Origin of the sequence: Comamonas thiooxydans (assembly GCF_000964545.1) — a bacterium.
In the GTDB taxonomy this organism is placed as follows: domain Bacteria; phylum Pseudomonadota; class Gammaproteobacteria; order Burkholderiales; family Burkholderiaceae_C; genus Comamonas; species Comamonas thiooxydans.
Map to the genome: position 1 here is coordinate 502189 of NZ_BBVD01000005.1, position 21120 is coordinate 523308.

Here is a 21120-nt window from a genome sequence, read left to right on the forward strand (position 1 = left end):
TGGCAGGGTGGCATAAATTGTTGCCGATTGGCGGTGCCCTTGTCCGGCCTCCGTGATGGCTCACGAAGACCGGCAAGACCTGGCATTAACGCGGCACCAGGAACACCGTCTTCTCGGAAATACGCCCTGCTCCGGCAGTCACTGCATCCACATTGAAGTGTACGGGGTGCGAGCCGGGAGTTGCCGAGCCATACGGAATCTGCAGCCGCACCGCAATGCCGCGTGTCTCTGCCGGGCCAACGCTCACTTCCTGCTCGGATGCGACTTCCAGATTCTCCAGGCCCACGGCGCTGATACGGTAGCGCTGCTCGGACTCGGTGGCGTTCATGATCTGCAGACGGTAGACGTTCTCCAGCTTGCCGCCCGCCACGATGCGCGAAAGCGCAGCACGGTCGCGAATCACGTCGACCTTGAGCGGCTCGCGCAGCACCAGACTGGCGATCATGGCGGCGCTGAGGGCCACCAGCACGGCCGAGTAGATCAGCACACGCGGGCGGAAAATGCGGCGAATCACCTGCACCTGCTTCCAGGCCTTTGCCACGGCATTCTGAGTGGTCAACCGGATCAGGCCACGCGGATACTCCATCTTGTCCATCACGGAGTTGCAGGCATCGATGCACAGACCGCAGCCGATGCATTCGTACTGCAACCCTTTGCGGATATCGATGCCCACGGGGCAGACCTGAACGCAAAGCTTGCAATCTATGCAGTCCCCCAGGCCCTGTGCCTTGTAGTCGACGTCTTTCTTGCGCGGGCCGCGAGCTTCACCACGTTCGGCGTCGTAGCTGACGATCATGGTGTCCTTGTCGAACATGGCACTCTGAAAGCGTGCATAGGGACACATGTACTTGCAGACCTGCTCGCGCATATAGCCGGCGTTGCCGTAGGTGGCGAAGCCGTAGAACGCCACCCAGAAGATCTGCCAGTTGCCCTGGAAGGCCATCAACTCCACACCCAACTCACGGATGGGCACGAAGTAGCCGACAAAGGTGAAACCTGTCCAAAGAGATAGAGCGATCCAGAGAAACTGCTTGAGCGACTTTTTCCAGATCTTCTCCAAAGTCCAGCCGCTCTTGTCGATACGCATGCGGGCACTGCGATCGCCTTCGACCTTGCTTTCGATCCACATGAAGATCTCGGTGTAGACCGTCTGCGGACAGGAGAAGCCGCACCACAGACGCCCGGCTACGGCGGTAAACAGGAACAGCCCCAGTGCGCTGATGATCAGCAGCCCCGTCAGATAGATGAAGTCCTGCGGGTACAGCACCAGTCCGAACAGATAGAAGCGCCGGGCCCCCAGATCGAACAGCACCATCTGGCGCTCGCCCCACTGCAGCCAGGGCAGGCCGTAGAAGACGATCTGGGTCAGAAACACCATGGCCCAGCGCCACCGTGAGAACACGCCGCTAATAGAGCGTGAGTACACTTTTTGCTCGGAAGCGAACATAGGCACCAGCTCAGGCCCGCCCTCATGAGGCTCAGGCGTGATCGGTATGACTTTTCGGGGCTTCCCCTGATCGCACGGCATCGCAGTTCCTTAATATTTTTGTAATTACTGAAAATTGAAACGCGAAAAAGGCGGTGCCAGGGCACCGCCTTTTCAAAACGCATTACTTCTGGTTTTGCGTATTCGAAAGACTCCAGACATAGGAAGCCAGCACGGCAATTTGCGCCTCCGTCAGCTTCTCTTTCTGGGCAGGCATCTCATTGTGCTTGCCGTTGTTGACGATGTTCACGATTGCCGCCTCGCCCCAGCCATGCAGCCAGATGTCGTCGGTCAGGTTAGGAGCACCCAGCGCGGGGTTGCCCTTGCCGTCCATGCCGTGACAAGCCGCACAGGCCACGAATTTGGACTTGCCCTGCGAAGCCTTGACGGCATCGTGAGGGCTGCCCGACAGGCTCAGCACATAGTGCGCCACATTGCGCACATCTTCCGCCGAGCCCACGGCTGCCGCCATGGGCGGCATCATGCCGATACGGCCGTTGGTGATGGTCTCCCTGATCTTCTCGGGAGATCCGCCATGCAACCAGTCGCCGTCCGCCAGATTCGGGAAGGACTTGCTGCCGCGAGCGTCAGAGCCGTGGCATTGCGCACAGTTGTTCATGAACAGACGCTCGCCAATGGCCATGGCCTGAGGATCCTTGGCCATTTCTTCGGTGGGCATGCTGGTGAACTTGGCATACAGAGGCTCCAGGTCCGCCTTGGCCTTGGCCATTTCCTTGTCGTAGGCGCCGGTCTGGCTCCAGTCCAGCTTGCCGCCGAAGCCGCCCAGACCTGGGTAGACCACAAGATAGCCCAGGCTGAAAACCACGGTGATCACGAACAGACCCATCCACCACTTGGGCATGGGGTTGTTGAGTTCACGCAGGTCTTCGTCCCAGACATGGCCTGTGGTGTTGTCGCCCGAGGGAACGACCTTCTTGCGGGCCACCAGAATCAGCAGCAGCAAGCAGCCAAAGATGCCGATCAGCGTAATCGCCGCGACATACACCGACCAGAAATTGTTAATGAAATCGCTCATGGGATGTTCTCGTTGTGGTGATCAGACTCAGTCTTCCAGGAATGGAACCTGAGCTGCCTCGTCAAAACGGGCCTGGTTGCGGCGGGCATACGCCCACCACCAGATGCCCACGAAACACGCCAGCGATGCCAGCGTGGCCACGATACGCATGGTGGTGATATCCATTTCCAGCCCTTTCTCTCTTACTTGACGGCGCGACCAAGGACCTGCAGATAGGCAATCACTGCCTCCATCTCCGTCTTGTCCTTGACCTCGGCCTGAGCACCGGCGATTTCCGCATCGGTGTACGGCACGCCCACCTTGCGCAGCGCGCTCATGCGCGTTGCCACGGCCGTGTCATCCACCTTGTTGGCTTCCAGCCAGGGGTAAGCAGGCATGTTGGACTCGGGCACCACGTCACGCGGGTTGTTCAGGTGGATGCGATGCCATTCGTCGCTGTACTTGCCGCCCACGCGATGCAGATCGGGGCCGGTACGCTTGGAGCCCCACTGGAAGGGGTGGTCGTAGACGAACTCGCCAGCCACCGAGTAGTGGCCGTAGCGCATGGTTTCGGCGCGGAAGGGACGGATCATCTGCGAGTGGCAGTTGTAGCAACCCTCGCGCAGATAGACGTCGCGCCCCATCAGCTGCAACGGCGTGTAGGGCTTGAGACCCGCCACGGCTTCGGTCGTGGACTTCTGGAAGAACAGCGGCACGATTTCCACCAGGCCGCCAATGGTCAGCACGAACAGCGTCAGCGCGATCAGCAAAAAGTTGCTGGTCTCGATCTTCTCGTGCGAAAAGCTCTTGGGAGCTGCGTTATTTTGATCAGACATTGCTTTTGCTCCTCAATGCTCAGGCGTGAGCCACCACGGCAGGCACTGCCACCTTGACGGAACGGCCGGCCATTGCGGTCTTCCAGGTGTTCCATGCCATCACCAGCATGCCGCCCAGATACAGCAGACCGCCAGTCACGCGAATCACATAGAAGGGATAGGTCGCCTTCACGCTTTCCACGAAGGTGTAGGTCAGCGTGCCGTCGGGGTTGACAGCGCGCCACATCAGGCCCTGCATCACACCGGCAATCCACATTGCGGCGATGTACAGCACGATGCCGATGGTCGCCATCCAGAAGTGCAGCTCGATCGCGGGCACGGAGTGCATCTTCTCGCGGCCGAACAGACGAGGGATCAGGTAGTACAGAGAGCCCATGGTGATCAGACCCACCCAGCCCAGAGCGCCGGAGTGCACGTGGCCCACGGTCCAATCGGTGTAGTGGCTCAGCGCGTTCACGGTCTTGATGGCCATCATCGGGCCTTCGAAGGTGGACATGCCGTAGAACGACAGGGACACGATCAGGAAGCGCAGGATGGGATCGTCGCGCAGCTTGTGCCAGGCACCCGACAGCGTCATGATGCCGTTGATCATGCCGCCCCAGCTGGGAGCCAGCAGGATCAGCGAGAACACCATGCCCACGGACTGAGTCCAGTCAGGCAAAGCGGTGTAGTGCAGGTGGTGAGGACCCGCCCACATGTACGTGAAGATCAGCGCCCAGAAGTGCACGATCGACAGGCGATACGAATACACGGGACGGCCCGCCTGCTTGGGGATGAAGTAATACATCATGCCCAGGAAGCCGGCGGTCAGGAAGAAGCCCACGGCGTTGTGCCCGTACCACCACTGAACCATCGCATCCTGCACGCCGGCGTAAGCCGAGTAGCTCTTCATCCAGCCGGCGGGGATGGAAATATTGTTGACGATGTGCAGCAGGGCCACGGCCAGAATGAAAGCACCGAAGAACCAGTTGGCCACATAGATGTGCTTGACCTTGCGGATGCCGATAGTGCCGAAGAACACGATGGCATAGGACACCCAGGTCACGGCAATCAGCAAGTCCAGAGGCCATTCCAGCTCGGCGTATTCCTTGCCCTGGGTGTAACCCAGAGGCAGGCTGATGGCCGCGCCGACGATAACCAGTTGCCAGGCCCAGAAGGTCAGGCTGGCCAGCTTGGGCATGAACAGCTTGGTCTGGCAGGTGCGTTGCACCACGTAGTAGCTGGTCGCGAACAGCGCCGAGCCACCAAAAGCGAAGATCACGGCATTGGTATGCAGCGGACGCAGACGTCCGTAGCTCAGCCATGGAATGCCGAAGTTGAGTTCCGGCCAGGCCAGCTGGGACGCGATAAACACGCCCACCGCCATACCTACCACCCCCCATACCACGGCCATGATAGAGAACTGTCTTACGACGGTGTCGTCGTAATAGACAGCATTGTTATTTGTTGCTTCCATCGGGCACCTCTTAGATATCTTGCAAAGTGTTCATTGGTTTCTGGTCGGGCTCGTTGAGCCACATCAATCGTCGCGAAGAATGCGCTCGCCTTCTTGTTCCACGCTCTCGAACTGGCCCCGGTACACGGCCCACCACAGGGCAGCCACAATGGCCATGACCAGAACAACCGACAGCGGAATCAATACATACAAAATGTCCATCAATGGCCTCCTTGAGTCAGTGGCATGACGGTGCCCCGCGGCGCAAGGTGCGCGGGGGCGGACGCGTTGCTATCTGCAGCCTGCAGCGGCAACGCACGTGCAAGACGGGCTGCGTTGGCGACGACCAGCAAGGAGCTCAGCGCCATGCCGAGCCCTGCCAGCCAGGCAGGCATCCAGCCCACGAGGGCCAGAGGAATAGAGATCGCGTTATAGGCTGCTGCCCAGCCCAGGTTCTGGCGCACCACGGACAGGGTCCGTCGGGCCAGCAACAGGCTTTGCAACACTAACTCCAGGCTGTCTCCCAGTACCACGAAGTCTGCTTGCGATTGTGCCAGCGGCACTGCTTTACCAAAAGCAAAAGAGACATGCGCTCCGGCTAAAACTGGGCCGTCATTCAGGCCGTCGCCGACCATGGCAACCTTATGCCCTGCCGCCTGTGCCGCCTGCATGGCGGCCAGCTTGTCCTGCGGTTTGCAGTCGCCCTGCGCCTGCTCTATGCCCAGCTTGGCGGCCACGGTTTGCACCGCTGCAGAGCGGTCACCCGAGAGCAGTTGCACCGTCACGCCTTGCTGCCTGAGGTCGGCAATGACCTGGGCCGCTTCGGGACGCACGTCCTCGCTCAGATGGAACTGTGCCAGGGGCAGCCAGCCACCTTGCGATTCCTCGGCCAGCACCACGCTCTGTCCCAGTTCATGCGGAGCCAGCTCGGGCACGCCGCAATGCGCGGCCGAGCCCAGACGAAGATGGCGGCGCAAGGCGGTATTGCTGCGCGCCTGCACCCAGACATCGAGGCCGCTGCCAGCGATTTCCTGGACGGAATCCAGCAGCCATGCGCTGGCAGGCAGTTCGGCCACCTCGGCCGCCTGCGCCAGTGCCTTGGAAGCGGGATGCATGGACTGGCGCGCCAGCAAGGCGGCCAGCGCCAGCAGCTCATCAGTGTTTTGACCTTCTGCAGGTGTCAGCGCGCGCAGCACCAGGCCGTCGCGCGTCAGCGTTCCGGTCTTGTCGAACACCAGCGTATCCACGGCGGCCAGCGCCTCCAGCCCCTGCAGATTGCGCACCAGCACGCCGCTGCGCGCCAAGGTGCCGGCCGCCGTCAGCATGGCCACGGGCGTGGCCAGAGAAAGCGCACAGGGGCAGGTGACAATGAGCACGGCCACGGCCACCATCATGGCCTTGCCCGGGTCGGTGGGCCACCACCAGATGGCGGCAGCCAGCGCCGCCAGCAGCACCACAACGAGAAAAGGCCGGGCCACCTTGTCGGCCAACTGTGCCAGTGTTGGCTTTTGCAGCGAAGCGCTTTCCATCAGATTCACGATCTGCGCAAAGCGGGTGCCCTCACCCACGCTGTCCACTCTCACATCGACAACACTGTCCAGGTTGTAGCTGCCGGCGGTGACTGCATCGCCTTGTGCGCGCAAAACAGGCGTGGACTCGCCAGTCAGAAGCGCCTCATCGGCATGGGTGGTGCCGCGCAGAATCCGGCCGTCTGCGGGGAAAGCCTCGCCCGTGAGCACACGCACCACATCACCCACACGCAGGCGGCGCGTGGCCACACGCTCGAACTCTCCCGAGTCGGGCTGCTGACGCAGCACCGAATCCGGCAGCCGGTTCATCACGGCTTCCAATGCACCGGCCGTGCGATCGCGCAGGCGCAGCTCCAGCCAGCGTCCTGTGAGCAGGAAGAAGACAAACATGGTCAGCGAGTCGAAGAAGACTTCCTGACCGAAGGGACCGGAGGGATCAAAAGTGCCCAGCGTGCTGATGACAAAGGTGATCAACATGCCCAGGGCCACGGGCAGGTCCATGCTCACGCGGCGCTGGGTGATGTCCTTGAGCGCGCTCTTGAAGAAGGGCCCGCAGCAAAACAGCACCACGGGCAGAGAAATCACCCAGGATGCCCAGCGCAGCAAGGTCTCCATCTCCAGCGACAGGTCGCCGGGCCGCGCCGTGTAGGCGGGCCATGCATACATCATCACCTGCATCATGCACAGGCCGGCCACCAGCCAGCGCCACAGGGCTCGGCGCGTCTCGGCCTGGCGCAGCTCGCGCGCAAATGCGTCGCGCGCGGGCAAGGCGCGATAGCCGGCACGCGATACGGCCTCCATCCATTGCGATGGAAGCACCTGGGCGGGACGCCACTCGACACGGGCTCGGCGCGTTGCGGCACTGACTTCGGCTGCCTGCACTCCGGGGACAGCCCGAAGCGCCTCCTCGATGGTCAGCGCACATGCAGCACAGTGCATGCCCTCCAGAACCACAAAGGAATCCCACACCGGGGACTCGGTTGCGTTCTCGGAGATTGGGGCCTTGGAGCTCTGGCCGGCGGGGCGACCAAACGAGCTCCATTCTTGCGGATCGTCCAGCAGATGACTATGCATCTGGGACAAGTTCAGGAAACCGGTGTCAGCAACAGCATGCTCTGCCGCGGAAGGCTGGACAGTAGTGTGTTGGGACATGTTTCAAGCGTAACGACGCCAGATGATACCCACCTTGACATTAATCAACCGTTAACTGCCCAATCGACATATGCTTGTATTTACAACGCATGCAACCCAAGGAGAAAGCTATGTACAACCGCATTTTGATTGCTACCGACGGCACCGAACTCTCAGACAAGGCTGTGCATGCAGGCCTGGATCTGGCCGCTTTGTGCGGCGCCAGCGTGATTGCGCTCAAGGTTGTCTCGCACTATCCGCGCAGCTACCTGGAAGGCAGCGACTTGCTGGACATCAAGGAAGCCAAGCGCGTTGAGGAGCAATGGACCAATCAGGCCCAGACCCTGCTGAACGGCGTCAAAGCCTTTGGCCATGAGCGCAAGGTCAATGTCACCACCGAAATCGCCCACTCAGACCTGGTGGCCGAGTCGATTGTGGAGATGGCCAAAAAGCATGACTGCGACCTGATCGTCATGGCTTCGCACGGTCGCAAGGGTCTGCAGCGCCTGCTGCTGGGCAGCGAAACCCAGCATGTGCTGACGCACTCACCGGTGCCGGTGCTGGTGCTGCGCTGATCGGATCTCTCTGAGCCGCTTAGCGGCTTCCCTTGAGAGGATGGCATCTGATGGCATCTGTACTGGGAGACGCCCCTGGCCGGGCGCCCCTCGCCGGGCGCCCCTTGCTGGGTTTACCCCTGATATCCAGTGACACAGGCTGCTCATGGGCCGCCGTTTGCTACTCACAAATTAAAAGCAGCTTGCGTACAAGCTGCTTTATTTTTGGGTCGATTCAATGCTGAATCTGCCTTGCAAGCTGCGCAATAAGCTCACTTTTCAGGAGTCAAGTCAAAAGACAAGCGCCTGAAACGCAGCCAATAGTGCAGCCAAAAACCAACGCCTGGCGTCCGCTTCGACCGGGTTCAGGAGAACTCCTGCTGATACTGATCGCGCAGCAGCTTCTTCTGGACCTTGCCCATGGTGTTGCGCGGCAGGCTGTCCACCACATAGCAGCGCTTGGGCACCTTGAAATTGGCCAGCCTGGCTTTGAGCGACTCCAGAATTTTCAGCCCATCCAGTTGCGCGCCCTTGCGCGGCACGATGACGGCAACGCCGACCTCGCCAAAGTCCGGGTGAGGCACGCCCACCAGGGCGCTTTCGTCCACGCCGGGAAGATCGTTGATGAAGCCTTCCACCTCGGCCGGATAGACGTTGTAGCCGCCCGAGATGATCAAGTCCTTGCTGCGCCCCACGATGCTGAAATAGCCGCGCTCGTCCTGCAGGCCCACATCGCCGGTCTTGAACCAGCCGTCGGCCGTGAACTCCTCTGCCGTCTTCTCGGGCATGCGCCAGTAGCCCTTGAAGACATTGGGGCCCTGCACCTCGATATTGCCGATCTCGCCTGCGGGCATGGCCTTGCCGTCATCGCCATGAATGCGCACGCCCACGCCAGGCAGGGGAAAGCCCACGGTTGCGCCGCGACGCTCGGCCTCGTTGCCATAGCGCGCATCTGCCTGATAGGGGTTGGAGGTCAGCATGATGGTCTCGCTCATGCCGTAGCGCTCAAGAATGGTGTGGCCGGTACGCGTCTTCCAGGCACGGAAAGTCTCGATCAGCATGGGAGCCGAGCCCGAGATGAACAGACGCATGTGCGCGGCCATGTCGCGATCCAGTCTGGCATCGGCCAGCATGCGCACATAAAGGGTTGGCACCCCCATGAAGACGGTCGCATCCTTGAAGCGCGCCATGACGGCCTCGGGCTCGAAGCGGGCAAACCAGATCATGGGACTGCCGTTGAGCAGCGCGCCGTGAATGGCGACAAACAGGCCATGCACATGGAAGATGGGTAGCGCGTGAATCAGCACATCGCCTTCCTGCCAGCCCCAGTACACCTTGAGCATGGCCGCATTGCTCAGCAGATTGCCGTGGCTGAGCATGGCGCCCTTGCTACGCCCCGTGGTGCCGCTAGTGTAGAGAATTGCCGCCAGATCGTCGGCGCGACGTGGCACGACCTGATGCTCGTCGCTGTGGTGGGCCGCTCGCTCCAGCAAGCTGCCCGTGCGATCGGTGCCCAGGGTGTAGACATGGCCCACGCCGTGGTTGAAGGCAATCTTGGACACCCAGCCAAAACAGCCGGGGGCGCACACCACCACGGCCGGCTCGGCATTGGTGATGAAGTACTCCATCTCGGCGCTCTGGTAGGCGGTGTTCAGCGGCAGGAACACATGGCCGCTGCGCAGCGTGGCCAGGTAGAGCATCATGGCTTCGACCGACTTTTCCACCTGCACCGCAATGCGGCTGCCCTCGGGCAGATCCAGCGAGGCCAGCAGATTGGCCATGCGTGCACTGCCCTGCTCCAGATCGGCCCAGGTGTAGTAGAGGCTGGAGCCATCGGGCTCGATGGCCTCCACGGCGATTTTCGTCAGATCCGCAGGAAACGCAGCGCGCAGCGCGCTGAAAAGATTGGCTTGAGGCATGTCGGTCATCGTGATGCTGTCGAACTCGGAAACGGTGAAAGCAAAAGGTCCATGGCCATCATAGGCCCGGCCCTGGCCTGGCCGGTGGCGCCAGGCACTGAAAAAATCACTTCTTCAAAATGGGGCGCCAGCAAAGGGCGCCCCGCAAGGCAGCCAGCTGGCTCAGGAGTCAATCTTCACATTCGCCGCCTTGACCACATGGGCCCAGCGCTGGATCTCGCTTTGCACCATGGCGGCAAACTGCGGCTGGCTCAGCTGGCCGTAATCGGCGCCGTTCTTGGCCCAGGCAGCCTTGATGTCCTCGGCGGCACCGATCTTGCGTACCTCGTCCAGCATCTGCTGCTGCACGGCAGCAGGCGTGCCCTTGGGGGCCCATAGCCCATACCAGGTGGTGACGGTGAAGTCCGGCAGGCCGCACTCGGCCGCGCTGGGCACATCGGGGAAGGCGGGATTGCGCTTGGCTCCCGCCACCATCAAGGCCTTGATGCGGCCGCCCTTGATATGCTGGGCCGATGAGCCCAGGCCATCGAACAGCATGTCCACATTGCCGGCAATCAGGTCCTGCAGCGCCGGCCCTGCGCCCTTGTAGGGGATATGGGTGATCTGGGTCTTGGTCTGCAGCTTGAACAGCTCGCCCGCCAGATGGTGCGAGGAGCCCGGCCCTGCCGAGGCATAGTTGTACTTGCCGGGGTTGGCACGCAGGTCCTGTACAAGAGCCTGCAAGCTGGCATGCGTCACCTTCTTGGGATTGACCACCACGACTTGCGGCACGCTGGCCAGCAGCGCCAGCGGGATGAAGTCGCGCTCCAGATCGTATTCGAGCTTGGGGTAGACCGATGGCGCAATCACATGGTGAGTGCCGCCCATGAAGAAGTTGTAGCCGTCGGGTACGGCCTTGGCCGCAATGCTGGCGCCCAGCGTACCGCCCGCGCCACCGCGGTTGTCTATCACCAAGGTCTTGCCCGAGGTCTTGGCGAACTGGGCAGAGAACGGCCTGGCAAAGGTGTCGGTGCCGCCGCCGGCAGGAAAAGGCACGATCAGATTGACAGGCCTGCTCGGCCATTCCGATGCCTGGGCCATGCCCGTCCAGCCCGATGCTCCAGCCGCCAGCAGCGCCCCCGTCGCCCCCAGCAGCGTGCGCCGCTGCAAACCCACGCTCTTTTCCCAAGAATCCTGCATCTATGTCTCCTCTGCGCGCCTGGTCAGCAGCATCGCCGCAGCCAGACTTGTGGTTGGAAGACGCAGCAGCAACAAGCCGGCTCAGGCCGGGCGCAGCGCGAGTCGCGATGCACTCAACCCTTGCACAGCGATTCGATCTCCGAGGAAACGGGAATCTTGCTCTGCGCCAACAGGCTGCGGTGCTTGTCCAGGCGCTTGAGGTCATACAGATAGTTGACCATCAGCCCCATGGATTGCTTGAGTCCCTTGGACGACAGGTCTGCCGCCCAGTTCAGGCGCTCCACGCGCGCACCGTTGCCAAGGTGAAAGCGTGCCACGGCATCTAGCGGACGACCCTTGGCAGTTTCCCGACCCAGATAGCGCGCGGCGCAAAACATGGCAGCCTGACGCACCACCGATTTCTCCGGCAGCGAGCCCGGATCGTCCAGCGCGGCCAGCAATTGCGCGGCACTCACTCCGCCGGCGACCTTCTCCAGGGCTGCCTTTTGCTTGTCGTCGAGCTCCGCCAGCGCCGCATCGCCGTTCTTGCTCAGCCAGCTGCGCAGTCCCGGAATCGGCGACAGCGTGGCGAACTGCTTGAGCTTGGGAAACTCCTCGGTGAGCGTCTCCACCACATGCTTGATGAGCGAATCGCCGAAGCTCACGCCCTTGAGTCCGGTCTGGGTGTTGCTGATGGAATAGAAGATGGCGGTGTTGGCCTTGGCCAGATCGGCTGCCGCTGCGGCCTCGTCCAGCAACGGAGCCATGCTGCCGGCCATCTTGTCCAGCAGTGCCACCTCCACAAAGATCAGCGGCACATTGGGCATGCGCGGGTGAAAGAACCCATAGCAGCGGCGGTCGCTGTCGAGGCGATTCTTCAGATCGGCCCAGCTGCGGATATCGTGCACTGCCTCGTACTTGATCAGCTTTTCGAGCAGCGATGCGGGCGAGTCCCAGTTCAGGCTTCTGAGCTCCAGCAAGGCCACATCGAACCAGCTGGAAAACAGATGCTCCAGCTCGGCGTCCAGCGCCACATAGTGCTGCTCCCCCTTGGGCAAGGCCAGCAACTCGGCGCGCATGTCGACCAGAAAGCCCATGCCGCCCTTGGGCTGGGCAAAACGCTGCAGCAGCCGCGTGCGCGACGAAACCAGGGCGCGGCGCAGGCTCATCTCGGCCTCGCCGCGTTCCACATCGCTGCCCGCCTTGTCGTAGCGCTCGCGGGCCGCCTGCAGCGCCTTGGCATCGGGGCCGAACTTTTCGATCGCCAGCAGCCAGAAGTCCTTGCGCGCGGCCAGATCGGCCTTGGCATACCAATCCATCAGCAGCTGCGCGTGACGGCCGCCCTCCACGTCGCTGAGCGCGGTATCCGCCACCTGCTGCATGTCCAGCAGCAAGCGACGCAGCTCGCGCGGCGACAGCGCCTCCTCCCCACGACGCAAGGTGGCCTCCAGGCGTTGCGCCAGCGGGCGATGCTGGCCGTCGCCCTTCTCGCCCTCGGCACCGCGCACCCACAGCTTGGTTTGCTCAATCCACTCGGCTGCCCACCCCATATGCATCTCCTTGTTCCAGCACCATCATGCTCTCATTGAAGAAGCAGATACCGCAATTGCAGTAACGCTTTCAGCCATTATGTGCAGTTTTTCCGCCTCGCACACCACACCATGAAAAACGCAGACCGAAGTCTGCGTTTTTCAGGATTTGGCCTTCAGGCCGCAGTCCGCTGAACCGCGTAGGCCTGGCGCTTGCCGCACCACACCCACATGAGCACACCGGCCACGATCATGGGAATGCACAGCCACTGCCCCATGCTCATGCCCAGCGAGAGAATGCCCAGGAAGTCGTCGGGCTCGCGGAAGTACTCTGCGATGAAGCGGAAGGCCCCATAGCCGATCAGAAAAACCGCCGCGACCTGGCCGGGCTTGCGCTCCTTGCGCGCGTAAAGCCACAGGATGATGAACAGCAGCAGCCCTTCCATCAGGAACTGATAGATCTGCGAGGGATGACGCGGCAGCATGGAGCCGCTTTGCGGGAACACCATGGCCCAGGGCAGATCCGCACTCGCAAAACGCCCCCAGAGCTCGCCGTTGATGAAGTTGCCGATGCGGCCCGCAGCCAGCCCTGTGGGCACGCAGGGCGCCACAAAATCTGCGACTTCCAGCCAGTTGCGCTTGCGCGAGCGCGCAAACCAGATCATGGAGCCGATGACGCCCAGCAGGCCGCCGTGAAAGCTCATGCCGCCCTGCCAGACAGCAAGAATCTCCAGCGGATGCGAGAGGTAGTAACCGGGCTTGTAGAACAGGCAGTAGCCGATGCGCCCGCCCACGACCACGCCCAGCACGCCAAGGAAGAGAATATCCTCCACATCCTTGCGCGCCCAGGCACGATCGCCCGTCATGTATTTGAATGGAGGGTGGTGCAGTCGGCGCGTGCCCAGAAACAGGAACAGACCAAAGGCCACCAGATAGGTAATGCCATACCAGTGCACGGCCAGCGGGCCAATCTGCACGGCTACAGGATCAATGTGCGGATACATCAGCATGTCAGGCATTGTGCCGCAGGCCGATGACGTTTCTGCAAAACTGCATGCTCCGAGAACGCTGCAGAGCCTCATTCACCGGCTCAAAGCCCCCTGATGCGAAAAACCTCGACCTGGCATCCTGCTGCATCCGGCGCCAGCGGCGCTCTTTCAAGCGTCAATGCGGCTTGTCCACCGCCAGGCCCTGCTCGCGCACGGTCTGGCGCACAACCTTGGCGGTCTCATCCATCATGGTGCTCAATCGCTGCGGTGTGCCACCCAATACATTCACGCCCATGGCCTGCAACCGCTCCTGCACGGCAGGATCCTGCAAGGCCGCGTTGGCAGCGCCGTTGAGCCTGGTCACGACGGCCTGCGGTGTTCCTGCCGGAGCAACGATGCCGAACCAGGTGATGGCCAGATCGTTGAGCGCAGGGTGGCCCAACTCCCTGAACGTGGGCACCTGCGGCAGGGCCGGCAAGCGCTCCTGCGCGGCCACGGCGAACGGAACCAGGCGGCCCGCAGCCACATGCGGAGCCGACGAAGGGTATTGATCGCTGAGCACCTGGGTCTCGCCCGACAACGCGCCGCTGATCACCGGCCCCTGTCCCTTGTAGGGAATATGGTGCAGCTTGAGCTTGAGATCGGCATTGAGGCGCTCGGCAATCAGATGCCCGATGGAGCCGATTCCGGCCGAGCCGATATTGAACTGACCCGGCTTGCTGCGCGCAAGAGTGAGGAACTGGGCGTAGTTCTGCACACCCATATTGGGATGCACGGAAAACACCGACGGAATGGACGCCAGTGCAACCACCGGCACAAAGGCCTTGGCAGGATCTATGCGTGCCGTCTGGGGCAGCATGACGGGATTGACCACCAGCGTGCTGATGGTGCCCAGGCCGATCGTGTAGCCGTCAGGCGCCGCATTGGCCACGGCCTCGGCCCCGATGAAGCCGCTGGCGCCGGACCGGTTGTCGACCACCACGGGCTGACCCAGCGTCGTGTGCATGGCATCGGCAACCAGGCGCGCCACGATATCGGTGGAGCCTCCGGGCGTGAAAGGGACCACCAGACGCACGGGACGCTGCGGGTAACGCCCTTCTGCAGCCTGCGCCGTCAATGCCCCCAGCAAGGCCAGCAGCCCTGCTGTCTTCAACAAGAAGGAGGGGCGAACAGCGAAAGACATGGAGATCACTTTCTGGCAAGACAATAAAAACAGCCGCGCGACTTGCATCGAGCGGCTGTGGGATTGTCCGTCAGCAGGCAAAGTCCGCGCTGACGAAATGACGAAACAAACGTAACTTAATCGTCGAGCAGCGACAGATCGCGCACGGCGCCGGTATCGGCGCTGGTCACCAGCTTGGCATAGGCCTTGAGGGCCGCTGAGATCTTGCGGGGACGGGCCTGGGCAGGCTTCCAGCCCTTGGCATTCTGCGCTTCACGGCGGCGGGCCAGCTCTTCGTCGCTGACCAGCATGTTGATGCTGCGGTTGGGAATGTCGATGCGGATGATGTCGCCGTTCTGCACCAGGCCAATCGCGCCGCCGGCTGCCGCTTCGGGAGAGCAGTGACCGATGGACAGGCCGGAGGTACCGCCCGAGAAGCGGCCGTCCGTCAGCAGCGCACAGACCTTGCCCAGGCCCTTGGACTTGATATAGCTGGTGGGGTAGAGCATTTCCTGCATGCCGGGGCCGCCCTTGGGGCCTTCGTAGCGCACGATGACCACATCGCCTGCCTTGACCTTGTCGGCCAGGATGTTGGCCACGGCCTCATCCTGCGACTCGACCACATGGGCCGGGCCTTCGAAGACCAGGATCGACTCGTCCACGCCTGCGGACTTCACCACGCAGCCGTCCAGCGCGATGTTGCCGCGCAGCACGGCCAGGCCGCCTTCCTTGCTGAAAGCGTGCTCGTAGCTGCGGATGCAGCCTTCGGCACGATCCAGGTCCAGGCTGGGCCAGCGGGTGTTCTGGCTGAACGCCACCTGCGTGGGAATGCCGGCGGGGCCAGCCATGTAGAAGTGGCGCACGGCCTCGTCCTGCGTGCGCATGATGTCCCACTGCTCCAGCGCATCCTTCATGGTCTTGGCATGCACCGTGGGCACATCGGTGTGCAGCTTGCCGGCGCGGTCCAGCTCGCCCAGGATGGCCATGATGCCGCCAGCGCGGTGCACGTCTTCGATGTGGTACTTGGGCGTGTTGGGTGCCACCTTGCACAGCTGGGGCACGACGCGCGAGAGGCGGTCGATGTCGGCCATGGTGAAATCGATACCCGCTTCCTGGGCGATGGCCAGCAAGTGCAGGATGGTATTGGTGGAGCCGCCCATGGCGATGTCCAGCGTGATGCAGTTCTCGAAGGCCTTGAAGCCCACGGAGCGCGGCAGCACGCTGTCGTTGTCGTTCTCGTAGTAGTCGCGGGCCAGCTCGACGATGCGGCGGCCGGCGCGCAGGAACAGCTCTTCGCGGTCGGCATGCGTGGCCACCACGGTGCCATTGCCGGGCAGGGACAGGCCCAGCGCTTCGGTCAGGCAGTTCATCGAATTGGCGGTGAACATGCCCGAGCAGGAGCCGCAGGTCGGGCAGGCGGAGCGCTCCACCTCGGCCACTTCGGCGTCGGAATAGCGCTGATCGGCCGCGATCACCATGGCGTCCACCAGGTCCAGCTTCTTGAACTCGATGGTCTTGGTTTCGGGGTTGGCCAGCTTGGTCTTGCCGGCTTCCATGGGGCCGCCGGAAACAAAGATCACCGGAATGTTCAGGCGCATCGCAGCCATCAGCATGCCGGGGGTGATCTTGTCGCAGTTGGAGATGCACACCAGCGCATCGGCGCAATGGGCATTGACCATGTACTCGACCGAGTCCGCGATCAGGTCGCGGCTGGGCAGCGAATACAGCATGCCGTCATGGCCCATGGCGATGCCATCGTCCACGGCGATGGTGTTGAACTCCTTGGCCACGCCGCCGGCCTTTTCGATCTCGCGCGCGACCAGTTGCCCCAGATCCTTCAGGTGCACATGGCCGGGCACGAACTGGGTGAAGGAGTTGGCAATCGCAATGATGGGCTTGTCGAAATCGCCATCTTTCATGCCGGTGGCACGCCACAGGGCGCGCGCACCGGCCATGTTGCGGCCGCCAGTGGAGGTTTTGGAACGGTATGCGGGCATGGGGTTCGCTATAAGACGTTATCGGGAAATGATTCTTTGGATTATGGCCCAGCACTGCAAGGCAGCGATGCCTAGCCCATGGCGGGCTGTCAGGCAAAACAATCGCCAGGCATCGTCAATCACGATGCCTGATTCACTGCTCAACGACGTCGCTGACCCGGTGCCATGGCCTGCTTCTGACGCTCGATACGCTCTTTCTTGCGCTGGTCCATCTTCTCCATGGCCTTGCGCTTGGTATAGCCCGAAGCATCGGCCCAGGCCCACCAGACGGCAGCCGCGCCATAAACGCCCAGAATCGGCCACCAGCTCCAGCCTGCAACAGGCCCGATCTGAGCCAGCTTGAGCAGCGACAACACGATCGCCAAACCTAACAGATACATACATCCCCTTTTTTGTTGATTTTCCAGAACACAGAGTGCACTGGAGAGTACACAAGCCAAGCACTACAATGCGCTAAAAGATCAACTTTAACCCCGCACCCTGGGAACTCATGATGAAGCAATTTCTGATCGCTTTCGCCCTTTCCGCCGCTGCCGTGGCACCTGCCATGGCCGATCAGGCCCTGGCACAGTCCAAGAACTGCATGGCCTGCCACGCTGTTGACAAGAAGCTGGTTGGTCCCGCATTCAAGGATGTGGCCGCCAAGTATGCAGGCCAGAAGGACGCAGCCGACAAGCTGGCTGCCAAGGTCATCAAGGGCGGCTCCGGCGTGTGGGGCCCCGTGCCCATGCCCGCCAATCCCCAGGTGAACGACGCCGATGCCAAGAAGCTGGTGGCCTGGATTCTGGCGCAGAAGTAAATCGACTGCCTCTCAACGGCGCGAGACAGGGCCGTTATCAAAAACCGCATGGCTCCCATGCGGTTTTTTGTTTCTGAAGCTACCGCGACTCAGCGGATCGCCCTGCTCTTCCATCAGCCCACCGGCACCAGGATTCCAGACTTCGCTCCACACCCGTGAGATCAGCATCTGCAACACTTGACTGCTGCTGCTCGGCAGCAACTCGGCCCGTGGCTCGCTTCGCGACGAATCAATACCGCAGCCGTTGCAATGCAGACTGTCAGGCAGCAGCGTGCAATAAAAAAGGCCCCGAAGGGCCTTTTTTTGGATTCACGGCCTAGGCCAGTGAATTACGCATCACGCGAAGCACGCTTGCGATCGTGTTCCTTCAGGTGACGCTTGCGCACGCGCAGGCTGGTGGGGGTGATTTCCAGCAGCTCGTCCTCTTCGATGAATTCCACGCCGTACTCCAGCGACAGCTCGATGGGAGGCGTGATCTTGATCGCGTCTTCCTTGCCGGAAACACGGAAGTTGGTCAGCTGCTTGGTACGTGTGGCGTTCACCACCAGATCGTTGTCGCGGCTGTGGATGCCGATGATCATGCCTTCGTACACGGGGTCGCCGGCCTTCACGAACATGCGGCCACGGTCGTCCAGCTTGCCCAGGGCGTAGGTGAAGATTTCACCGTCGTCCATGGAGATCAGCACGCCGTTCTTGCGGCCGCCGATGTCGCCCTTATGGGGTTCGTAGCTGTCGAAGATGTTGGCGATCAGGCCGGAACCACGTGTCAGGTTCAGGAATTCGTTGGTAAAACCGATCAGGCCGCGGGCAGGGATACGGTATTCCAGACGGACGCGACCGCGGCCATCGGGTTCCATGTTCACCAGCTCGCCCTTGCGCTCGCCCAGTGCCTGCATCACGCCGCCCTGATGGCCTTCTTCGATGTCGGCAGTCACCAGCTCGATAGGCTCGTGCTTTTCGCCGTCAATCATCTGCATCACGACGCGAGGCTTGGACACGGCCAGCTCGTAACCTTCGCGGCGCATTTCTTCCAGCAAGATGGTCAGGTGCAGTTCGCCGCGGCCGGAGACTTCAAAGATACCGTCTTCGTCGGTTTCCTTGACGCGCAGAGCCACGTTGGAGCGCAGTTCCTTTTGCAGACGGTCCCAGATCTGGCGGCTGGTCACGAACTTGCCTTCACGACCTGCCAGGGGCGAGGTGTTCACGCAGAAGTTCATGGTCAGGGTGGGCTCGTCAATCTTCAGCATGGGCAGAGGCTGGGGATTGGCGGGGTCGGTGACGGTCTCGCCGATACCGATGTTTTCGATACCGCTGATCAGCACGATCTCGGAAGGACCGGCTTCGGTGGCCTGCACGCGGTCCAGACCCTGGAAGGTATGCACCTGGTTGATCTTGCCGCTGTAGCTCTTGCCGTCAGGACCGGCCATCACGGCCACTTGCTGACCGGGCTTGAGCGTGCCCTGGGTGATGCGGCCCACGCCGATACGACCCACGAAGGTGGAGTAATCCAGAGCGGAGACCTGCAGCTGCAGGGGAGCGCCGGCATCGCCTTGCACGGAAGGCACGTGATCCAGGATGGTGTCGAACAGGGCGGACATGTCCTCACCCCACTTGGCACCGGGCTCGCCCTCTTCCTTGGACGACCAGCCGTTGATGCCGGAGGCGTAGACCACGGGGAAGTCCAGCTGCTCGTCGGTGGCGCCCAGCTTGTCGAACAGGTCGAAAGCAGCGTTGATCACCTTGTCGGGGTTGGCGCCGGGCTTGTCCACCTTGTTCACCACCACGATGGGGCGCAGGCCCAGGGCCAGAGCCTTCTTGGTCACGAAGCGCGTCTGGGGCATGGGGCCTTCCTGCGCATCGATCAGCAGCACCACGCCGTCGACCATGGACAGGGCACGTTCCACTTCGCCGCCGAAGTCCGCGTGACCGGGCGTGTCTAGAATGTTGATGTGGGTGTCCTTCCAGGACACGGCACAGTTCTTGGCCAGAATGGTGATGCCGCGCTCACGTTCGATGGCATGGTTGTCCATCACGGTGTCGACGACTTTTTCGTGCTCGGCAAAAGTGCCGGACTGGCGCAGCAGCTGGTCCACCATGGTGGTCTTACCGTGGTCAACGTGCGCGATGATCGCAATGTTGCGGATTTGTTTGCTCATAATGTTTCCAAAATGCCGCTTGCTTGTGGACGCGGCGTTCCTTCCAAAATTTGTTGAATTTCTAGCGGACTGAGCAGGCGCTCGGGAATCAATTCCCCGCTCGCCACACGGCCTACCCCTAAAAGGGCATGCGGGCGCTCACCATACACCGCCACGGCCGGGGCATCCGCCCAAGACCCTCGACGGCGCAAGCCTGATAGAAAGCGTCCTGCATCCTGTTCACCCAAGGTGACGACGGCATGACGATGCAGCAGGGTATCGACAGGCTGGACCTGCGCGATGCGCTCTTCATCGTTCATGGCTTCCAGCGCCTGCAGCGTCACGCAACGCGATACTTCAAGACCGCCGGTTTCCACACGGCGCAGAAAACGCAAGTGGGCGCCACAGCCCAAGGCCTCGCCCACGTCTTCGCCCAATGTGCGGATATAAGTGCCCTTGCTGCAGCTCACTCTCATCTTGACAGCCGGATGCCCCTGATCGTCCTGCACCAGAGTCAGATCCAATGCATGAATGGTGACATCGCGTGCGGGGCGCTCCACTTCCACGCCCGCACGGGCATATTCATAGAGTGCCTTGCCGTCCTTCTTCAGCGCACTGTGCATGGGCGGCACCTGCTTGATATCGCCTGTGAACTGGGCCTGCACCTGCGCCAGGCGCTCGGGCGTGATGGCTGCCAGATCGACGGCACGCTCCAGCACCACATCGCCCTCGGCATCGGCCGTGGTCGTGGTCTGGCCCAGGCGGGCAATGGCTTCGTAGGTTTTCTCGGCTTCGAGTTGAAGCTGACTGAATTTGGTGGCAGCGCCGAAACACAGCGGCAGCACGCCACTGGCCAGCGGATCAAGCGTGCCTGTATGCCCGGCCTTTTCGGCGCGCAGCAGCCACTTGACCTTCTGCAAGATATCGTTGCTGGACCAGCCCAGCGGTTTATCGAGCAGCAACACCCCATGCACAGGGCGCCGCTGCACCCGGGTGCGAGGGGCGTTCATGTGCTTATTCCTGTTCGGGTCCGCGCGACGCCACAGCCTTGGCGATCAAGGCGTTCATGTCGGCAGCGCGCTCTGTAGTGCGGTCGTAGACGAAATGCAGCGTGGGCACGGTATGAATGTGCAGACGCTTGAACAGGCCGTTGCGCAGAAAGCCTGCGGCCTGATTGAGTGCTGCCAGCGTCACTTCGGGATCGCCGACGAGCACGCTGAAGAACACCTTGGCGTGGGCATAGTCAGGAGTCACCTCCACGCCTTGCAGCGTGACCATGCCGACGCGCGGGTCCTTCAACTCGCGGGCGATCAGCTCCGACAGATCACGCTGGATCTGGTCGGAAACTTTGAAGCTGCGGTTGGGAGCAGCAGATTTGCGTTTGGTTGCCATGAATAAAAAAGGAGCTATTTGCGCTTGCTGCACAAGGAATTCAAGGCATTTTCA

The 21120-nt window shown here is 61.8% G+C and carries 19 protein-coding genes; 2 read left to right on the forward strand and 17 right to left on the reverse strand.

What is annotated here, in order from left to right; translation table 11 throughout:
- Window positions 1-85 precede the first annotated feature (85 nt).
- From ccoG to Cth01_RS09830, 7 genes are all read right to left on the reverse strand, one after another.
- Window positions 86-1528, reverse strand: coding sequence for a cytochrome c oxidase accessory protein CcoG (gene ccoG / locus Cth01_RS09800; RefSeq protein WP_045839056.1), 1443 nt, complete (start codon window positions 1526-1528; stop codon window positions 86-88).
- An 82-nt stretch (window positions 1529-1610) separates the two neighbouring features.
- Window positions 1611-2522 carry a cytochrome-c oxidase, cbb3-type subunit III gene (gene ccoP, locus Cth01_RS09805; RefSeq protein WP_003063126.1) on the reverse strand — a complete coding sequence of 304 codons (912 nt, stop codon included), beginning with the start codon at window positions 2520-2522 and terminating at the stop codon, window positions 1611-1613.
- Between the two features lie 27 nt (window positions 2523-2549).
- Window positions 2550-2687 (reverse strand): cbb3-type cytochrome oxidase subunit 3, encoded by a 138-nt coding sequence (locus Cth01_RS09810; RefSeq protein ID WP_003063128.1) that lies wholly within the window; start codon window positions 2685-2687, stop codon window positions 2550-2552.
- A 17-nt stretch (window positions 2688-2704) separates the two neighbouring features.
- A complete protein-coding gene (gene ccoO / locus Cth01_RS09815) occupies window positions 2705-3337 on the reverse strand; it encodes a cytochrome-c oxidase, cbb3-type subunit II (RefSeq protein ID WP_003063130.1) in 633 nt (210 codons plus the stop codon).
- 19 nt (window positions 3338-3356) lie between these two features.
- Complete coding sequence (gene ccoN / locus Cth01_RS09820) at window positions 3357-4793, reverse strand: cytochrome-c oxidase, cbb3-type subunit I (RefSeq protein WP_034351806.1); 1437 nt, start codon at window positions 4791-4793, stop codon at window positions 3357-3359.
- Between the two features lie 63 nt (window positions 4794-4856).
- Window positions 4857-4994: a cbb3-type cytochrome oxidase assembly protein CcoS gene (ccoS, locus tag Cth01_RS09825; RefSeq protein ID WP_003056328.1), complete on the reverse strand. Its 138-nt coding sequence runs from the start codon at window positions 4992-4994 to the stop codon at window positions 4857-4859.
- Window positions 4994-7375 (reverse strand): heavy metal translocating P-type ATPase, encoded by a 2382-nt coding sequence (locus Cth01_RS09830; protein ID WP_045839057.1) that lies wholly within the window; start codon window positions 7373-7375, stop codon window positions 4994-4996. The genes ccoS and Cth01_RS09830 overlap by 1 nt, the downstream gene beginning before the upstream one ends.
- Window positions 7376-7563: 188 nt before the next feature.
- Here Cth01_RS09830 and Cth01_RS09835 point away from each other — a divergent pair, with 188 nt between their 5' ends.
- A complete protein-coding gene (locus Cth01_RS09835; RefSeq protein WP_003080460.1) occupies window positions 7564-8007 on the forward strand; it encodes a universal stress protein in 444 nt (147 codons plus the stop codon).
- Between the two features lie 344 nt (window positions 8008-8351).
- Here Cth01_RS09835 and Cth01_RS09840 read toward each other — a convergent pair whose 3' ends face one another.
- From Cth01_RS09840 to Cth01_RS09870, 7 genes are all read right to left on the reverse strand, one after another.
- Complete coding sequence (locus Cth01_RS09840; RefSeq protein WP_034377530.1) at window positions 8352-9905, reverse strand: malonate--CoA ligase; 1554 nt, start codon at window positions 9903-9905, stop codon at window positions 8352-8354.
- Between the two features lie 162 nt (window positions 9906-10067).
- The gene (locus Cth01_RS09845; RefSeq protein WP_034351804.1) at window positions 10068-11084 is read right to left on the reverse strand and encodes a Bug family tripartite tricarboxylate transporter substrate binding protein; all 1017 of its coding nucleotides are present in this window, start codon (window positions 11082-11084) and stop codon (window positions 10068-10070) included.
- A gap of 113 nt (window positions 11085-11197) precedes the next feature.
- Window positions 11198-12613, reverse strand: a complete 1416-nt coding sequence (locus tag Cth01_RS09850) for a malonyl-CoA decarboxylase (RefSeq protein ID WP_045839159.1) — start codon at window positions 12611-12613, stop codon at window positions 11198-11200.
- A 155-nt stretch (window positions 12614-12768) separates the two neighbouring features.
- Window positions 12769-13611, reverse strand: coding sequence for a prolipoprotein diacylglyceryl transferase (lgt, locus tag Cth01_RS09855; protein ID WP_034351803.1), 843 nt, complete (start codon window positions 13609-13611; stop codon window positions 12769-12771).
- 145 nt (window positions 13612-13756) lie between these two features.
- Window positions 13757-14764, reverse strand: coding sequence for a Bug family tripartite tricarboxylate transporter substrate binding protein (locus Cth01_RS09860; RefSeq protein WP_045839058.1), 1008 nt, complete (start codon window positions 14762-14764; stop codon window positions 13757-13759).
- 116 nt (window positions 14765-14880) lie between these two features.
- On the reverse strand, window positions 14881-16740 hold the full coding sequence (gene ilvD / locus Cth01_RS09865; RefSeq protein ID WP_045839059.1) for a dihydroxy-acid dehydratase: 1860 nt from the start codon (window positions 16738-16740) through the stop codon (window positions 14881-14883).
- A 140-nt stretch (window positions 16741-16880) separates the two neighbouring features.
- Complete coding sequence (locus Cth01_RS09870) at window positions 16881-17120, reverse strand: TIGR04438 family Trp-rich protein (protein WP_045839060.1); 240 nt, start codon at window positions 17118-17120, stop codon at window positions 16881-16883.
- Between the two features lie 113 nt (window positions 17121-17233).
- Between Cth01_RS09870 and Cth01_RS09875 the strand changes: the two genes are divergently transcribed.
- Window positions 17234-17539: a c-type cytochrome gene (locus Cth01_RS09875; protein WP_034350048.1), complete on the forward strand. Its 306-nt coding sequence runs from the start codon at window positions 17234-17236 to the stop codon at window positions 17537-17539.
- A gap of 329 nt (window positions 17540-17868) precedes the next feature.
- On the opposite strand, the gene typA is transcribed toward Cth01_RS09875, so the two are convergent.
- From typA to rbfA, 3 genes are read right to left on the reverse strand one after another with little or no spacing between them, the layout of a single operon-like run.
- Window positions 17869-19695 (reverse strand): translational GTPase TypA, encoded by a 1827-nt coding sequence (gene typA / locus Cth01_RS09880; RefSeq protein WP_045839061.1) that lies wholly within the window; start codon window positions 19693-19695, stop codon window positions 17869-17871.
- Window positions 19692-20684, reverse strand: a complete 993-nt coding sequence (truB, locus tag Cth01_RS09885) for a tRNA pseudouridine(55) synthase TruB (RefSeq protein WP_045839062.1) — start codon at window positions 20682-20684, stop codon at window positions 19692-19694. Before truB ends, typA begins: the two co-directional genes overlap by 4 nt.
- Before the next feature lie 4 nt (window positions 20685-20688).
- Complete coding sequence (gene rbfA / locus Cth01_RS09890) at window positions 20689-21066, reverse strand: 30S ribosome-binding factor RbfA (RefSeq protein ID WP_003056352.1); 378 nt, start codon at window positions 21064-21066, stop codon at window positions 20689-20691.
- Window positions 21067-21120: the final 54 nt, after the last annotated feature.

Excerpts from the sequence above, each read along its gene's own strand:
- Cth01_RS09860 (WP_045839058.1), bottom strand. The coding sequence starts at position 14,764 with ATGTCTTTCGCTGTTCGCCCCTCCTTCTTGTTGAAGACAGCAGGGCTG.
- Cth01_RS09870 (WP_045839060.1), bottom strand. The coding sequence starts at position 17,120 with ATGTATCTGTTAGGTTTGGCGATCGTGTTGTCGCTGCTCAAGCTGGCT.
- ccoN (WP_034351806.1), bottom strand. The coding sequence starts at position 4,793 with ATGGAAGCAACAAATAACAATGCTGTCTATTACGACGACACCGTCGTA.
- rbfA (WP_003056352.1), bottom strand. The coding sequence starts at position 21,066 with ATGGCAACCAAACGCAAATCTGCTGCTCCCAACCGCAGCTTCAAAGTT.
- Cth01_RS09810 (WP_003063128.1), bottom strand. The coding sequence starts at position 2,687 with ATGGATATCACCACCATGCGTATCGTGGCCACGCTGGCATCGCTGGCG.
- Cth01_RS09875 (WP_034350048.1), top strand. The coding sequence starts at position 17,234 with ATGAAGCAATTTCTGATCGCTTTCGCCCTTTCCGCCGCTGCCGTGGCA.
- ccoO (WP_003063130.1), bottom strand. The coding sequence starts at position 3,337 with ATGTCTGATCAAAATAACGCAGCTCCCAAGAGCTTTTCGCACGAGAAG.
- Cth01_RS09850 (WP_045839159.1), bottom strand. The coding sequence starts at position 12,613 with ATGGGGTGGGCAGCCGAGTGGATTGAGCAAACCAAGCTGTGGGTGCGC.
- Cth01_RS09835 (WP_003080460.1), top strand. The coding sequence starts at position 7,564 with ATGTACAACCGCATTTTGATTGCTACCGACGGCACCGAACTCTCAGAC.
- lgt (WP_034351803.1), bottom strand. The coding sequence starts at position 13,611 with ATGCCTGACATGCTGATGTATCCGCACATTGATCCTGTAGCCGTGCAG.
- ccoP (WP_003063126.1), bottom strand. The coding sequence starts at position 2,522 with ATGAGCGATTTCATTAACAATTTCTGGTCGGTGTATGTCGCGGCGATT.
- Cth01_RS09840 (WP_034377530.1), bottom strand. The coding sequence starts at position 9,905 with ATGCCTCAAGCCAATCTTTTCAGCGCGCTGCGCGCTGCGTTTCCTGCG.
- ccoS (WP_003056328.1), bottom strand. The coding sequence starts at position 4,994 with ATGGACATTTTGTATGTATTGATTCCGCTGTCGGTTGTTCTGGTCATG.
- Cth01_RS09830 (WP_045839057.1), bottom strand. The coding sequence starts at position 7,375 with ATGCATAGTCATCTGCTGGACGATCCGCAAGAATGGAGCTCGTTTGGT.
- truB (WP_045839062.1), bottom strand. The coding sequence starts at position 20,684 with ATGAACGCCCCTCGCACCCGGGTGCAGCGGCGCCCTGTGCATGGGGTG.
- ilvD (WP_045839059.1), bottom strand. The coding sequence starts at position 16,740 with ATGCCCGCATACCGTTCCAAAACCTCCACTGGCGGCCGCAACATGGCC.
- Cth01_RS09845 (WP_034351804.1), bottom strand. The coding sequence starts at position 11,084 with ATGCAGGATTCTTGGGAAAAGAGCGTGGGTTTGCAGCGGCGCACGCTG.
- ccoG (WP_045839056.1), bottom strand. The coding sequence starts at position 1,528 with ATGCCGTGCGATCAGGGGAAGCCCCGAAAAGTCATACCGATCACGCCT.
- typA (WP_045839061.1), bottom strand. The coding sequence starts at position 19,695 with ATGAGCAAACAAATCCGCAACATTGCGATCATCGCGCACGTTGACCAC.